Annotated in this window: 14 protein-coding genes; 5 read left to right on the top strand and 9 right to left on the bottom strand. The window is 57.6% G+C overall.

Going from position 1 to position 15,017, the window contains the following annotated elements; translation table 11 throughout:
- Positions 1-49 precede the first annotated feature (49 nt).
- From AC2D8V_RS05565 to rpiA, 6 genes are all read right to left on the bottom strand, one after another.
- Positions 50-1,513 carry a Do family serine endopeptidase gene (locus AC2D8V_RS05565; protein WP_484732518.1) on the bottom strand — a complete coding sequence of 488 codons (1,464 nt, stop codon included), beginning with the start codon at positions 1,511-1,513 and terminating at the stop codon, positions 50-52.
- A gap of 180 nt (positions 1,514-1,693) precedes the next feature.
- Positions 1,694-1,891, bottom strand: a complete 198-nt coding sequence (locus AC2D8V_RS05560; protein ID WP_484732517.1) for a DUF2065 domain-containing protein — start codon at positions 1,889-1,891, stop codon at positions 1,694-1,696.
- Positions 1,888-2,787, bottom strand: a complete 900-nt coding sequence (gene hflC / locus AC2D8V_RS05555) for a protease modulator HflC (protein ID WP_484732516.1) — start codon at positions 2,785-2,787, stop codon at positions 1,888-1,890. The genes AC2D8V_RS05560 and hflC overlap by 4 nt, the downstream gene beginning before the upstream one ends.
- The gene (hflK, locus tag AC2D8V_RS05550; RefSeq protein ID WP_484732515.1) at positions 2,787-3,950 is read right to left on the bottom strand and encodes an FtsH protease activity modulator HflK; all 1,164 of its coding nucleotides are present in this window, start codon (positions 3,948-3,950) and stop codon (positions 2,787-2,789) included. Before hflK ends, hflC begins: the two co-directional genes overlap by 1 nt.
- A gap of 73 nt (positions 3,951-4,023) precedes the next feature.
- The gene (locus AC2D8V_RS05545; RefSeq protein WP_484732514.1) at positions 4,024-5,496 is read right to left on the bottom strand and encodes an FAD-dependent oxidoreductase; all 1,473 of its coding nucleotides are present in this window, start codon (positions 5,494-5,496) and stop codon (positions 4,024-4,026) included.
- Positions 5,497-5,612: 116 nt separating this feature from the next.
- Complete coding sequence (gene rpiA / locus AC2D8V_RS05540) at positions 5,613-6,401, bottom strand: ribose-5-phosphate isomerase RpiA (protein ID WP_484732513.1); 789 nt, start codon at positions 6,399-6,401, stop codon at positions 5,613-5,615.
- A gap of 171 nt (positions 6,402-6,572) precedes the next feature.
- On the opposite strand from rpiA, the gene AC2D8V_RS05535 reads away from it, so the two are divergent.
- The 3 genes from AC2D8V_RS05535 (at position 6,573) to AC2D8V_RS05525 (ending at position 9,654) form a co-directional block, all read left to right on the top strand.
- The gene (locus tag AC2D8V_RS05535; protein WP_484732512.1) at positions 6,573-7,265 is read left to right on the top strand and encodes a glutathione S-transferase family protein; all 693 of its coding nucleotides are present in this window, start codon (positions 6,573-6,575) and stop codon (positions 7,263-7,265) included.
- Entirely contained in the window at positions 7,265-8,641 is a 1,377-nt protein-coding gene (locus AC2D8V_RS05530) for an L-serine ammonia-lyase (protein ID WP_484732511.1), read from the top strand. The genes AC2D8V_RS05535 and AC2D8V_RS05530 overlap by 1 nt, the downstream gene beginning before the upstream one ends.
- 83 nt (positions 8,642-8,724) lie before the next feature.
- The gene (locus tag AC2D8V_RS05525) at positions 8,725-9,654 is read left to right on the top strand and encodes a DMT family transporter (RefSeq protein ID WP_484732510.1); all 930 of its coding nucleotides are present in this window, start codon (positions 8,725-8,727) and stop codon (positions 9,652-9,654) included.
- On the opposite strand, the gene AC2D8V_RS05520 is transcribed toward AC2D8V_RS05525, so the two are convergent.
- Complete coding sequence (locus AC2D8V_RS05520; RefSeq protein ID WP_484732509.1) at positions 9,560-10,279, bottom strand: thiamine diphosphokinase; 720 nt, start codon at positions 10,277-10,279, stop codon at positions 9,560-9,562. The genes AC2D8V_RS05525 and AC2D8V_RS05520 overlap by 95 nt on opposite strands.
- A gap of 161 nt (positions 10,280-10,440) precedes the next feature.
- Between AC2D8V_RS05520 and AC2D8V_RS05515 the strand changes: the two genes are divergently transcribed.
- Entirely contained in the window at positions 10,441-12,834 is a 2,394-nt protein-coding gene (locus AC2D8V_RS05515; RefSeq protein WP_484732508.1) for a hypothetical protein, read from the top strand.
- Between the two features lie 65 nt (positions 12,835-12,899).
- Here AC2D8V_RS05515 and AC2D8V_RS05510 read toward each other — a convergent pair whose 3' ends face one another.
- Entirely contained in the window at positions 12,900-13,136 is a 237-nt protein-coding gene (locus AC2D8V_RS05510) for a DUF2842 domain-containing protein (RefSeq protein WP_484732507.1), read from the bottom strand.
- Positions 13,137-13,152: 16 nt separating this feature from the next.
- On the bottom strand, positions 13,153-14,448 hold the full coding sequence (locus AC2D8V_RS05505; RefSeq protein WP_484732506.1) for an adenylosuccinate synthase: 1,296 nt from the start codon (positions 14,446-14,448) through the stop codon (positions 13,153-13,155).
- A gap of 172 nt (positions 14,449-14,620) precedes the next feature.
- Between AC2D8V_RS05505 and AC2D8V_RS05500 the strand changes: the two genes are divergently transcribed.
- Positions 14,621-15,016 (top strand): DUF6524 family protein, encoded by a 396-nt coding sequence (locus AC2D8V_RS05500; RefSeq protein WP_484732505.1) that lies wholly within the window; start codon positions 14,621-14,623, stop codon positions 15,014-15,016.
- The last annotated feature ends 1 nt before the right edge of the window (position 15,017 follow it).

Raw genomic sequence — 15,017 nt, 5'->3', positions numbered from 1 at the left:
AGGGCGCCCGAAGGCGCCCGTTTTCCCGTTTCCGTTCCACCTGCTTTGGCTACTCCGCGAGGGAAAGCGCCACGAAACGCGGATCACCAGCGCGGCGGACCAGCAAAAGCAGAGACTTTCGCCCTGCATCTGTGGCTGCATCTACACGCTCTTCCAGATCGGCGATGGTGCGAACCTTTTGCTGACCTGCCTCGGTGATCACGTCACCGGCCCGAAGACCTTTTTCATATGCTTCTGAGGCCTCGTCCACCTCTGTAACCGCAAGCCCTTCTGCGTCGGGTGCCGTGCCGAGCTGTTCACGCAACTCGTCGTTCAGGACAGTCAGGCTAAGACCCAGCATTTCCTTCGTCGAAGGCGACGTATCTTCTTCAGACTGCGCCACGGCAGGTGTTGCCGCTTCGGCATCTTCACGACGTCCCAAGGTCACCATCAGCGTCTTTGTCTCGTCCCCGCGACGAACGACCACGCGCACAGCCTCGCCGACTGGCGTGTTGCCAACCTGACGGACCAGACCACGGGTGTCTTCCACATCCTTGCCGTCAAAGCTGACGATAACGTCGCCGATCTGGATCCCGGCCTCTTCCGCCGGACCTTCCAGCACACCATTCACCGCAGCGCCTGCTGTGCTCTCAAGGCCCATCGCCTCGGCCATATCCTCAGTGACATCCTGAATCTGAACGCCAAGCCAGCCGCGACGCGTTTCACCGAACCTCTGCAACTGGTCGACGACCCGTGTCACCACGTTGGATGCCATCGAAAAGCCAAGGCCGATCGATCCGCCGGTTGGTGACAGGATCGCCGTATTCACGCCAATTACCTCGCCGTCCATGTTAAACAGCGGACCACCCGAGTTACCCCGGTTAATCGCAGCATCCGTTTGGATATAGTCGTCATAGCGACCACTCAGTTCGCGGTTGCGCGCGGAAACGATACCTGCTGAAACCGAAAATCCCTGACCAAGCGGGTTACCCATCGCAATCACCCAGTCACCGACGCGTGCTTCGTCGCTGTCACCGAATGGCACGAAAGACAGCGGGGCGTCTGCCTCGACTTTCAAAAGCGCGATGTCAGTATTCGGGTCTGTGCCCACAACTTCTGCTGTCAACTCGTCACCGTTGAAGAACTCAACGAGGATCTCATCCGCGCCGTCAATCACGTGATTGTTCGTTACAACGTATCCGTCTTCAGAGATCACGAAACCCGATCCCAAGGCGGAAGACCGTCGCGGCGCACCTTCCCGTCCCTGATCTCGATCGCGGAAGAAGTCTTCAAAAGGCGACCCTTCCGGCACGATACCCTGTGGCCCGGTGCGGCGGGACACGGTTGTTGATGTGGTGATATTGACGACCGCAGGGCTGATTTTTTCCGCCAATGGGGCAAGGCTGCCCTGTTGTGCCCAGACTGCCAGAGGTGCCGCGACCATGAAAGTCAGCGTCAGCAAGGCAATCATGAGCAGGCGCACCTTTGAAGGTGCCAAAGATGTTTGTGACATGGTTACCGTATTCGGCTGCATTCGCATTCTCCCAGATTCCAAAACAGGCCGACTTAGGCCTTTCTCGCACAATAAGTGTGCAATGGTGCTCAAGAAGCATCTAGGCTCTTTGACCATCACTCTAAAAGATGGTTTTGCCTCGCAGAGTTTCAACTCCGCGTTACCAAAACCCTAATTCTATGTCCTTTGACACGATTTAACTCAAAAACCACCAATTTGCCACGCCAGCCAGACGAGAAACACACCTGAAACCACAACAAGCCACCCGACTTGACGAACCGCTGTCTCTGGCAATGAGCGGAGCATCTCCAGCATACGCTCGATAAGCGAAGGGGCCAGCGCATACGCCAGCCCCTCGATAATCAACACCAACCCGAGGGCCAGCAGCAGAATGCTCACCGGCTTTCGCCTTCGGCAGACCGGGCACCTTGATCACTGCGCAGATAGTTAAAAAACTCGCTGTCCGGTGACAGGACCATGGTGGAGTTCTCGCCGCGCAGCGCACGTTCATAGGCCGTAAGAGACCGGTAAAACTCAAAGAACTCCGGGTCAGCACCAAACGCATCGGCAAAAATCGCGTTGCGCTCGGCGTCAGCCTGACCTCGGATAATCTCCGCTTCGCGGGTCGCATCAGAAGTCACCTCGATAACTGTCCGATCTGCAAGGGCGCGTACCCGCTGGGCTGCTTCCTCACCCCGTGCGATCTCGTCCGCCGCTTCGCGTTCACGTTCGGCGCGCATCCTCGCAAAGGTCGCATCAAGGTTTTGATCCGGCAGGTTTGTCTGTTTCAGACGCACGTCAACCACTTCAATCCCCAAGGGGCGCGCACGCTCTCGGGCTTGTGTGGTGATCCGTGACATCAACGAGGCGCGATCCGCCGACAAAATAGTGTTCGACGTCACACCGTCAGAACCGAGTACCGCGCGGATGGTCGGGTTCAGGATGCCTTCCAAACGATCTTCAGCGGCGCGAAGACCGCCAACACCAACCGCCTGACGGAATTGCACCACGTCAGAGATACGATAGCGCGCAAAGGCATCTACAACCAAGCGTCGGTCATCCGATGGTGTTACCTCGGTAACATCAGTGTCGAGCGCCAGAATACGGGCGTCGTATTTGACCACTTCCTGGATGAAAGGGATCTTGAAGGCCAGCCCGGGCTCTTCTTCTACGCGTTTGATCTGACCAAACTGCAGAACTAGCGCCTTTTCGCGTTCATCAACGATAAAGACGGAGCTGAGAACACCAACCGCGAACACAACCGCAATTGGGATAAGAAAATTACCAGCTTTCATCAGTTTGTTCCTCCGGTCCGGCGCAACTCGTTGAGCGGCAGGTAGGGGACAACCCCCTGACCGTTACCACTGCCGGGGTTATTTTCCAGAATAATTTTGTCCACGTCGCCCAAGACACGCTCCATTGTCTCAATATACAGACGCTTGCGGGTGACCTCCGGCGCTTTTGCGTATTCCTCAAGAACAGATGAAAAACGGCTCGCTTCACCCTCTGCTTCGTTCACAACCTGAGCACGGTAGCCTTCGGCCTCTTCGAGCTTACTCGCGGCTTCACCGCGTGCGCCCGCTGTTACCCGGTTCGCGTAGGCGTCAGCCTGACGCTCGAGGCGGTCGCGTTCCTGCTCCGCTGCCTGCACTTCGCGGAAGCTGTCGATTACTTCGCGCGGCGGGTCTGCCTTGTCGAGGTTGAGACGGATAATGTTCACGCCACTTTCATATGCATCCAGCGTTGTCTGGATCAGTTGCTCGGCTTCATCCGCGATCACCTGACGATCACGGTTGAGGATCGGCGCCAGTTCGGAACGCGCGATCACTTCACGCATCGCCGATTCAGATACGGCAATGATCGTCTCTTGCGGCTCGGCGAGATTGAAGAGGTACTTCGCCGGATCATTGATGTTCCAGACAACCTGAAAGTCGATATCAATGATGTTTTCGTCCGTGGTCAGCATCAGACCACTGTCAACACGCGCGCCGATGTCTTCGGTTTGTTCGCGGGTCACTGGCAGCACTTCTGCCGTCACCAGTGGCCAAGGCGCAAAGTTGAGGCCGGGATTGCCGGTTGCGGAATATTCGCCAAGGAACAGCTCTACTGACTGTTCTTCGGGTGCTACCGTATAAAGGCTGGCCATGAGCCATGCACCTACTGCGCCCAAGACAACCAAGCCGATCGTTCCGCGCGTGAACGCAGGACCACCGCCGCCGTCGCCGCGACCGCCACCTGTGCCACCGCCGCCTTTACCGCCCATGAGCACGCGCAGTCGTTCTTGACCCTTTTTGACCAGCTCGTCGATTTCGGGGATTTGCGGGCCTTCACCACCCGGACCGCGTGGACCTCCGCCACCAGAGCCACGGTTACCACCGCCAGAGCCGCCATTGGGCCTGTCGCCGCCACCCGAATTTCCACCGCCGCCCCCCCAGGGGCCGCCATTGTTGCCAGCCATTAAAATCTTTCCCTTTTGTTGTCGTGTCTTTTCACGATTCGTCATGCAATAGGTACGCTGCCTTGCGCGGAATTCAAGCCGTGCGCATTGGCGTTCGCATGGTCACGATTTCTTCGGACATTGTGGGGTGTACCGCAACCGTTCGATCGAAATCTTCCTTTGTGGCGCCCATTTTGATCGCTATTCCGGCCATCTGGATCATTTCACCGGCTGCCGGTGCTACAATATGGCACCCCAGCACTTTGCGCGTTTCCTTCGAGACGACAAGTTTCATCAGCACACGGTCGTCTTTGTTGGCAAATGCCGTTTGCATTGGTCGGAATGACGTACAAAAAATTTCTACCGGCTCCTGCTCGCGCGCGGCCTCTTCACTCATCCCGACTGTTCCAAGCTCTGGTTGAGTGAAAACAGCACTTGGTATCAGGTCGTGATCTACCGCGGTCGGGTTGCCTTTGAAAACCGTTTCGACAAAGGCCATGCCTTCGCGGATCGCAACCGGTGTCAAGTTGACCCGGTCGGTTACATCGCCGATTGCGTAGATTGAGGGCACGGCTGTCTGGCTGAATTCGTCAACCCGAACTTCACCACGCCGCCCAAGTTTGACGCCTAATTCTTCGAGGCCGAGGTCGGCGGTGTTCGGGTCTCGCCCGGTGGCGAAAAGAACGGCGTCAAACACCTTTTCCACTCCGTGCGTTGATTTTACCCAAACCGGACCTTGGCGCGCGTTTTCGTTCTGACCCTGCGATGCCATTTCTTGCGCCTGCGTTGCGGTTGCGCCCATCGCCGCATCGGACGCGGTGCCAGCCGAACTGAAGGAGTGATCGTCCCCCGCCGGCGCCATCTCCATGATGTTGGCCCCCAAATGCAAATCGATTCCGCGGGCCCGCATCTGTTCGGCAACCAGACCGCGCGCCTCGTCATCAAAGCCGCGTAGAATTTGAGCACCGCGGTAATACTGCGTCACCTCAACGCCAAGCCCATTCAAAATCCCGGCAAACTCGCATGCGATATACCCGCCGCCAACAATCAATATCGATTTGGGGAGCTTTTCGAGATGAAAGATGTCGTCGGAAACGATGCCAAGATCGGCATTTGGCAAATCAGGCCGCACCGGATGCCCACCTGTTGCGACAAGGATGTGTTTGGCGCTCTTGGTTTCTCCCGTCGACAGCGTTACTTCGTGTGGGCCAGTAACACTTGCACGGGCATCAAAACTGTCCACACCCGAGTTCTTGAGAAGGTTTCGGTAAATCTCTTCTAGGCGGTCGAGTTCGTTGTGCAGTTTCCCGCGAAACGATGTCCAGTCGAAGCCGCCTTGCGTCATCTCCCAGCCGTATGCGCCCGCTTCTTCGTGAAGGCCTGCGTATTCAGACGCAAACACCATGAGTTTCTTTGGAACACAGCCGCGGATCACACATGTACCGCCGTAGCGGTCCATTTCCGCCAGCGCGACCTTGGCCCCTGCCTCACCCGCAGCCACACGCGCGGCGCGCACCCCGCCGGAGCCGCCACCGATGACAAAAAGATCATAGTCGAAGTTGCTCATGGCGCGGTCCTTTCACAAGTCGTTCAAGTCTTTTGGATCAGCCAACATAAGTATCGAGCGGGCAAATCCTTAGGGGTCTGGTCACCGTTCACGCAACTGTGTGCGTTGCCTCGCGGTTAGTCCGTCAGGTCGCCAAAAAGGTTACCGGTTTCAAGCAGGTCAATATGCTCTGAGGCGATTGTGCCATCGTCGATGTCGCGCACTTCGACCTTGCCATCGCCGAAACCCAGAACGACCGCATCGCAAATATCCACAAACAGGCCATTTTCCACAACGCCCGGCATTTGGTTGAGGATCAGCGCAAGTTGCCGCGCGTTGCCGATCCGTTTGAGATGCAGATCGAGAATGTGATTGCCTTCATCTGTAACAAAGGGAACGTCCCCGTTCATGCGAAGCGTGCTGTCGCGCCCCAATACATCCATTGATACCAATGTCTCTTCGACCAGCGCTTGCGTCGTTTGCCACCCAAACGGAATCACTTCGATCGGGAGTGGAAACTTGCCCAGCGTTTCGACCTCCTTGCCGATATCGGCTATGACCACCATTCGATCCGAGGCAGTCGCCACGATCTTTTCCTGCAAAAGCGCGCCACCACCACCTTTGATGAGGTTGAACTCTGCGTCGAATTCGTCGGCGCCGTCGATGGTCAGGTCGAGCCACTTGGCCTCGTCCAGCGAGACGACCTCAATACCTACCTGACGCGCAAGCTCTGCTGTGCGTGTCGATGTCGGAACGCCCTTGATGCGCAATCCGTCCTCGCGCACCATCTCGCCGAGGCACCGCACCAGCCACGCGGCGGTCGACCCGGTTCCCAAGCCGACTTTCATCCCGGATTCGACAAACTGAGCCGCGCGTTTGGCGCAAACGAATTTGGCTTTGTCGATCGGGGAAAGTTCAGTCGGCATCTTAAGCTCCTGCTGCTGGTTGCACAGGCGTTATAGGAAACCCGCGCTGCGGGGGCGAGTGCCGATTTCGATTTAGGCGAATTTTTCCCCACCAAGGTCAGATGGCCGTTTTTGCTGCCCCATGTCGTTTTTGCGGCGTTGATCCACCGCGAAAGGTGCTACCTGACCGAAATGACTACGGCACCTCTCATTCTGCACTACGCACCCGATAACGCCTCACTGGTCGTGCGTTTGGCACTTGAGGAAACGGAGGTGCCGTATCAAAGCGTGCTGGTTGACCGACGGCGGTCAGAGCAACGCGACCCGGCTTATCTGCGCCTCAACCCCAACGGCTTGATCCCCGTCCTTCAAACACCGGACGGGGCCATCTTTGAGACGGCCGCAGTGCTTTTGTGGCTGACCGAGCGCACAGATGGGCTTGGCCCCGCGCCGACGGATGCTGCGCGCGGCGATTTTCTCAAGTGGCTGTTCTTTTTGTCCAACACGCTGCACCCCGCACTTCGCATACTGTTTTATACGGAAAAATACATCGGTCCTGATGCTGAGGCGCAAACCCTGCTGGTCGCCAAGACCCAGCAAAGCGTATTGCGGCACCTGTCCACGCTGGACGACCGCTGGCCAGAGGCAGAACCGCATCTCGCGCTGATCTTGTATCTCGCCCCCATGATGCGCTGGATGCAACTTTATCCCGCCACGCGCGACAAAAGCTGGATCGATCTGACACGGTTTCCGGCGTTGTACGATGCCGCGCAAAGGGTAGAGACGCGTACATCCGCCAAGCGCGCCGCTGCCGCCGAGGGCCTTGGGTCTAACCCGTTTACAGCGCCCCAACCGCCTGATCCGCCAGAAGGAAGTGCCATATAATGTTCCTTTCAGTATTCGAAATGTTCAAAGTGGGGATTGGCCCGTCTTCATCACACACAATGGGGCCAATGGTGGCTGCCGCGCGCTTTCTGGATGCCATGCGCGCCTCGCCGTTCGAATTTCATGGATTACGCGCTTCCCTGCACGGAAGCCTTGCCTTTACCGGTGTCGGCCACGCAACCGATCGGGCGACCATTCTCGGTCTGGCCGGATTTGTGCCAGACACATATGACGCAGAAAAAGCGGATGGCGTCCTAGCCCAGATACGTTCGGAAAAAATGATCCGGCCTGAGGGTCTGCCGGCGCTGCGCTTTGACCCGGAACGCGATCTGAATTTTGATTATGACACCCCCCTGTCCGGCCATGCCAACGGGATGATCCTGCGTGCCACCGATGCACAGGGCGACGTTTCATTGCGAGAAGTATACTACTCTATCGGCGGCGGGTTCGTATTGACCGAGGCCGAACTCGCTGCGGGAAAAGCTACAGATGAATCCCATCCGCCTATTCCCTTTCCTTTCAAATCTGCAGCTCAAATGCTCGAGATGTCCACAGCTTCTGGCAAAAGCATTGCAGAAATGAAACGGGCAAACGAGGCAGCTGTTGGTGGTGTAGAGAATCTGCGCTCAGGCACAAAACGGCTCTGGCAGGTGATGAACGACTGCATAGATCGCGGATTGACCAACGATGGGATTTTGCCTGGCGGTCTTCACGTGCGGCGTCGCGCCAAGGGCATTTACGACGCGCTGATGTCTGAGCGCGGGATGAATCTTACCGCACCGCATACCATTAACGATTGGATGAGCGTCTACGCGATGGCCGTTAACGAAGAAAATGCGGCGGGCGGTCAGGTGGTCACTGCCCCCACAAACGGTGCAGCGGGCGTACTGCCTGCGACGCTTCGGTATTATCTGGATCATGTCCCAGGCGCGTCGGAAGCGCACGTCGAAGATTTTTTGCTCACCGCCGCTGCCATAGGTGGACTGGTCAAGTTCAATGCATCCATTTCAGGCGCCGAAGCAGGGTGCCAGGCAGAAGTCGGCTCGGCTGCGGCAATGTCTGCGGCAGGGTTATGTGCGGTCATGGGCGGCACGCCGGCGCAAGTGGAAAACGCAGCAGAAATCGCGCTGGAGCATCACCTCGGGATGACATGCGATCCGGTCAAGGGATTGGTGCAAGTGCCCTGTATAGAACGCAACGGTCTTGGCGCCATTAAAGCTGTGTCAGCAGCATCGCTGGCACTGCGCGGTGACGGCACCCATCTGGTCTCGCTTGACGCCTGCGTCGAAACCATGCGGCAGACCGGTGAGGACATGTCCGAAAAATACAAAGAAACATCCCTCGGCGGGCTTGCCGTTAACGTCCCCAACTGCTGAGCGCGATTGACCGGCGCACGAAAGTCTGGCGAGGGACACAACCTTTGCTTGCATCTCTCGACGCGCCACCATAATCTCGCGAAATGACACTCGACAGGCCCCTCTTGGGTATCGTGCTGATGCTCGGCTTTTGTATCCTCGCCCCCGTCGGCGATGCGATCGCAAAAATATTGGGTCAGACGGTCCCTGTTGGCCAGCTTGTTCTGGTGCGCTTCGGCATTCAGGCGCTAATCCTGATCCCTCTGGTTTACGCGACCGGACGGGTCTGGCGGATGAGCCGCAAAGTCACTGTTCTGACCTTTGTGCGAACCATTTTGCACATTGCCGGAATTGGCACGATGGTAACCGCTCTCAAGTTTCTGCCACTGGCCGATGCCATCGCAATCGCATTTGTGATGCCCTTTATCATGTTGCTTTTAGGGCGGTTTGCGCTGCAAGAAGAAGTTGGCGGCAGGCGCATTGCCGCTTGCTCCGTGGGCTTCGTAGGGACTTTGCTGGTTGTTCAACCCAGCTTCAGCGAAGTGGGATGGCCCGCGCTGTTGCCGGTCGGTGTTGCAGTGAACTTTGCTCTTTTCATGCTGGTCACACGCCAGATTGCCAAACAAACAGACCCGATCAGCTTGCAGGCTGTCAGCGGAGTGATGGCGGTTTTCATCATGTTGCCGGTGTTCTGGTTGGCCCAAGGCAGCAGCTATGGGCAGCTTCAACTGGTGGCAGTCAGCAATTTTGACTGGAGCCTGCTGGTCAGCATCGGGCTGTTGGGCACCATCGCGCACTTACTGATGACATGGTCCCTCAGGTATGCGCCGTCAGCCACGCTGGCGCCAATGCAATACCTCGAAATTCCTTTTGCTACCGTGCTCGGCTTTATCGTTTTCGGCGACCTGCCCGACCCCGTCGCCGCGGTGGGTATTGTCATTACGGTTTTTGCGGGTCTTTACGTGGTTCTGAGAGAGCGGGCCACTGCGAAGGCTCTGGCAACGCAAGCAACGCCTGTACAACCGGCTGAATAAACCGCCTCGGCAAGAGGCACAGCATACCCGGGGCGTCCATTTCCAACGTCACGGGCCCCGTCGCCTTGTTGGATGTTCCCGAAAGCACACCAGGGCCAAAGCGCAGGCCCTCAATCGGCCAAAACAGACCGTCCGACCGGCCAGTCACTTGCGACAGCGGAAAAAGAGAAACACGGTCTTCTGGCTGCGTTGGCAAAGTGATACGGCGCGGGCACAGAAACACCACATCCTCCTCCCCGAGCACGACAATCCTGCGATCTGGCCGTGCAAACAAGGTGTGCAATACCGATAGCGCATGGTCCATACGCCCGCCGGTGAACCCAACTGCCACCGCCACCGGTGCATTCACACTGCGCACCACCTTGTCAAAATCCGTGCTGTCCTGCTCGGCGATATGATGCACCGCAGCCTCGGGAATTTGCGCCCGTGCGCGATCCGAGATACTGTCTAGGTCTCCGATGACCGCATCGGGAACAATGCCCGCTGTCAGCGCTGCATCTGCGCCGCCGTCAGCGGCCACGCAGGTGGGTGCCAGCGTCAGCGCGAGGGCAATATCTTGGGCATTTACGACGCCTCCGCCAACCAAAGTAATTGGTTGCGTCGAGTGGATAATCTTATTGTTCACGCGTCTTTAAGGCCCATAGGGATATATAGTTAATGCGCGAATACGGATGCGACCACATTCTTGCCATGAAATGATACGATTAAATTCACAGATTCGAACAGCTTTGGACTTGGCTAAAATGTTAGTCAGTTTGTTACAAAAAGGCAGAGGACGAGCATCCGATGATGAGTAGCAACAAAATTTTAACCGTGTCCTATGGGACTTTTTCCTGCACGCTTGAAGGGTTTGACGACTCTTTCGACACGATGAAGGCGATCGCGGAGTATTTTCGCGACCTTGCCGCGGATGATCGCTACTTCGGCGCAGAGCCCCCGCAACCGGATGCCGAAATGCTTGCCCGCATTGCTGAGCGCGAGGTGTCGCGTCGTGTCGAAGCACGCGAGCATGAAGGCCGCATCATGCTTAAGGCGCACGAAGAAACAGCAGAGGTCGAACCAGAGCCTGCGCCTGTTGAAGACGTGGCCCCTGCAACCGCCGCTGCAGCCGCTGTAGTCGCCGCAGCCGCAGCACAGCCTGATGTGGCAGAGGATACCGAAGAAGAGACGCAGGCCTTTTCTGCCCCCTACACCGACACACCGGAACCCCCAGCCGACGTTGAAATCGTTGAGGCCCCAATAGCACCAGTTGCTGAGGCCGCACCGGTTTACGAAGCACCCGTTGCCCCCCTGTCTGAACCTGACACCGAGATGCAGGCCGAAGCCGACCCCGTGGATGATCTTGGCGCATACGAAGATGCGCCATCGGCTGAAGATCTTGAAGATCTGGCAACATTGGACGGTGACACGCCGAGCGAAGAGACAGAAAATTTCGCAGAAGAGATCGAAACCACACCCGCAGATATGGATGCTGCCGCCGCTTTTTTCGCAGGCAGCGTTGTCAACGACGGGCTTGAACCGGAAACGGAGGATACGATTTCGGTCGAGGCTTTTACCGGATACATATCCGCCGCAGAGCCGGCATCTGACGCGGACGCAACCGTTGACTCTGACGCCTTGGCGGCAGCCGATGTCGCGGATGACGAGGCTCATGATGTTGCCGATCTGATCGACGAAACAGTGCCCGATGAGGCAAATCTGCCTGCACGTGACGATCTGATCCTTGACGAAGGCGATGCGCCGCAAGCCGGTTTCACGACCGAAAGCTTTGCCGACAAGCTCGCGCGCATTCGTGCCGTGGTGACCAAGCAGGACAAGACAATCGAGCCGCAAGCCTATGACGACGAGGAAAGCGAGGCGATCTCTGGTTTTGCAGAAACGGCTGACCCTACTTCGGCAGAGGGTTCAGAACCCGCTGGGATGCCAGAAATGGCGACGGAAGATGACGCTGACACAGATCAGGCGGCTGACGTGGTACAGCATCTTGATACAGACGCTGAAATTGCCGCCGTTGCAGCAGACATTGAAGACGCATTTGACGCGGACGCCACCGCGCAAATGGAAATCACTGAAGAAGAGGGTGACGATCTGGACGCCATTCTCGATGAAATCGAGGCCTCCGGTGGTGTCGAGGATATCGCACCTGACGCCATGGACAGCGCTCAGATCGGGCAAAGCAAAACTGCTGTCGTAGATGCGGCTGTCAGCGAAGACGCGATGAATATCTTTGACGACGCCGACCCCCAAACAGCGGACGCCGTGGCGATTGACGCGGAAACGACTGACAGCGAGGATGGCGCTGAGGATCAGACTCCGGCCGCAGCGGTTGCGGGTCGTATGATGACCACGCCGCGCGATGCCTTTGAAGAAGCGTTGGCGTCAGGTGAACTGGAAGACATGGATGCCGCAGCCGAGATCGTTCAGGACACGGCGGTGCCGGAAGACGAAGATGCAGAGGACATCACCAATGCTTCCTCATCCGCTGCCCGCGATGCCCTCCCCGAGATTGGAGAGAACGCAGGCGAAGATGTCTCGCGCCTGATGGCCGAAGCGGACCAGCAGATGGAAGAACCCGAAGGCCGTACGCGGCGAAGCGCATTTGCCCACCTGCGCGCAGCCGTGGCGGCCCGCTTTGCGGATCGCTCAATGGATGCTGAAGCTCAGGAAGCTGAGGAACAGGAAGAAGCCTATCGCAGCGATTTGGCAGAAGTGGTCAAGCCACGCCGTCCCGAAACGCACGAGTCACCGCAACACAGCCGTCCGGACACGCGCCCTGCCCCGTTGAAACTGGTGGCGGAGCAGCGCATCGATGAGGCAAACCCCGCAAAAGATACCAGCGTTGCCCCCCGCCGTGTAGCGGCCCCTGAGATCGAAGAAGCGGAGATGCCGGAGGAAAGCGGGTTTGCTGCTTATGCGGAAGAGCGCGGCGCAACAACCCTGCCGGAGTTACTTGAAGCGGCAGCATCCTATCTGTGCTTCGTAGAAGGGCAGGACGAGTTTTCGCGTCCGCAACTCATGACACGTGTGCGTCAAGCCGATGTCGGAGAGTTCACTCGCGAGGACGGGCTGCGTTCTTTCGGGCAACTGCTGCGCACGGGAAAAATCGAAAAAATCGCAGGCGGCCGTTTCGTTGCGTCGGATGCGATCGGGTACAAGCCCGATCACCGCGCCGCAGGCTAAGTTGAAAACACGTAACGTTGTAAAAGCGGTCAGATCAATGGTCTGGCCGCTTTTACGTTTGTCGTTTAGTCTTCCGCTGGCGGATCTGGATCATCAGGGTCGGCTTGACCGACCCCTTTGAAAATTGCCTTGAGCGGAATTGCCCAGACAATGCCCAATGCGATGTAAACCAGCAATTCTACAAAGATCGAGGGACGTTCCAGCCAGTTCATGATGGTCACGGCCGCGATGATATATATCGGCAAGCCGATCAACAGGATGATCAGAGACCACCGCCTGCGTGCCTTGTAACTCAGTGCCATCCTGTCCTCGCCTGTCTCAATCCGCGAACGGGTCTGTGACAAGAACCGTGTCTTCGCGCTCGGGAGACGTGGATAGTAGGGCGACCGGACAATCAATCAACTCTTCGACGCGGCGGACATATTTGATGGCATTAGCGGGCAAATCGGCCCAGCTACGCGCGCCTTCGGTGGATTCGGACCAGCCGGGCATCTCTTCGTAGATCGGCGTGCAACGGGCCTGATGATCCGCGGCCGTGGGCAGGTAATCCACGCGCGTGCCATCCAAATCGTATCCAACGCAGATTTTCAGCGTCTCGAAACCATCGAGCACATCAAGCTTGGTCAGCGCAATGCCATTGACCCCTGACGTCGCGCAGGTTTGACGCACCAAAACCGCGTCAAACCACCCGCAGCGCCGCTTGCGCCCGGTGACCGTACCAAATTCGTGACCGCGTTCGCCCAAACGCTGGCCATCCGCGTCGTCCAATTCAGTCGGAAACGGGCCTTCGCCGACGCGCGTCGTGTAGGCTTTGACGATTCCAAGCACATAGTCGATTGAGCCGGGGCCGATCCCGACGCCGGTCGCTGCCTGACCGGCGATCACATTCGAGGAGGTCACAAACGGGTAGGTACCAAAATCGATATCCAGCAGTGCGCCTTGCGCCCCTTCAAAGAGGATACGCTTGCCCGATTTGCGCTTTTCGTTGAGCACTTTCCAGACGGGAGCCGCGTATTCGAGGATACCGGGCGCAATCTCTCGCAATTGGGCGAGCAGCGCATCACGGTCAACAGGCTCAATGCCCAGTCCGCGCCTCAATGGGTCATGGTGCTGCAGTGCGCGATCCACCCGTGCCTCAAGCGTCGCCGGATCCGCAAGGTCCGCAACCCGTACTGACCGCCGGCCAACCTTGTCCTCGTAGGCCGGACCGATACCGCGCCCTGTGGTACCGATCTTGGTACCCTTGCTGGCTGCTTCTTCGCGCGCGCGGTCCAGCTCGCCGTGAATAGGCAGGATCAAGGGTGTATTTTCTGCGATCATCAGTGTCTTGGGGGAAATGTCCACGCCTTGGGCGCGGATCGTGTCAATCTCTTTGAGCAGGTGCCACGGGTCTAACACCACCCCGTTGCCAATCACGCTGAGCTTGCCGCCGCGTACCACACCGGATGGCAGAGCATTCAGTTTGAAGACTGCGCCGTCGATCACCAACGTATGACCCGCATTGTGTCCTCCTTGAAAGCGCGCGATCACATCAGCCCGTTCGCTGAGCCAATCCACGATCTTGCCTTTTCCTTCGTCACCCCATTGGGCGCCGACAACGACGACGTTTGCCATGTGCAATCCTTTTACTTGCGCATAAAACCCGCGCCCGTATAGCGACAGCGCGCTGCGGGTGAAACAGCAAAGTTTCAGGCGCTGTGCAGTGACCTACTGCAAGCACCATGGACTTTGTACCTTCGGCGGGGATATTTCTGGATCAAAGAAACGATCAATACCGGAATTTTCGATGGGACTTCTTTCGCGCTGGCTGGGCGCTTTTTTGTTGCTTGCAGTGACCTTTAACCCCACGCCTTACAATTATCTGAGCTGGGTGCAGGAGTATGGTGCGAAGAACCTTTCTGTAGCCGTGCTTGTGGGGCTGCTGCTGGCGGTCGGTTATATTATCTATCTGCGTGCCACATTGCGGTCGATCGGACCGGTGGGCATGGCCCTTGTGCTGGCCATTGTAGGTGCAATGGTTTGGGTGCTGTCGGACCTTGGCATCGTATCGCTGGAAAGTTCGGCGCTGAAAGTCTGGTTGGGGTTGGGCGCGCTATCGTTTGTTCTGGGCGTTGGCCTGAGCTGGAGTCACGTGCGGCGTGCCTTGTCCGGCCAAGCCGACATGGATGATGTGGACGACTAGC

This window comes from Roseobacter sp. YIN89, assembly GCF_057219365.1.
The sequence above is the reverse complement of the archived record's forward strand: the minus strand, read 5'-3'. Positions and strand labels throughout refer to the sequence as shown.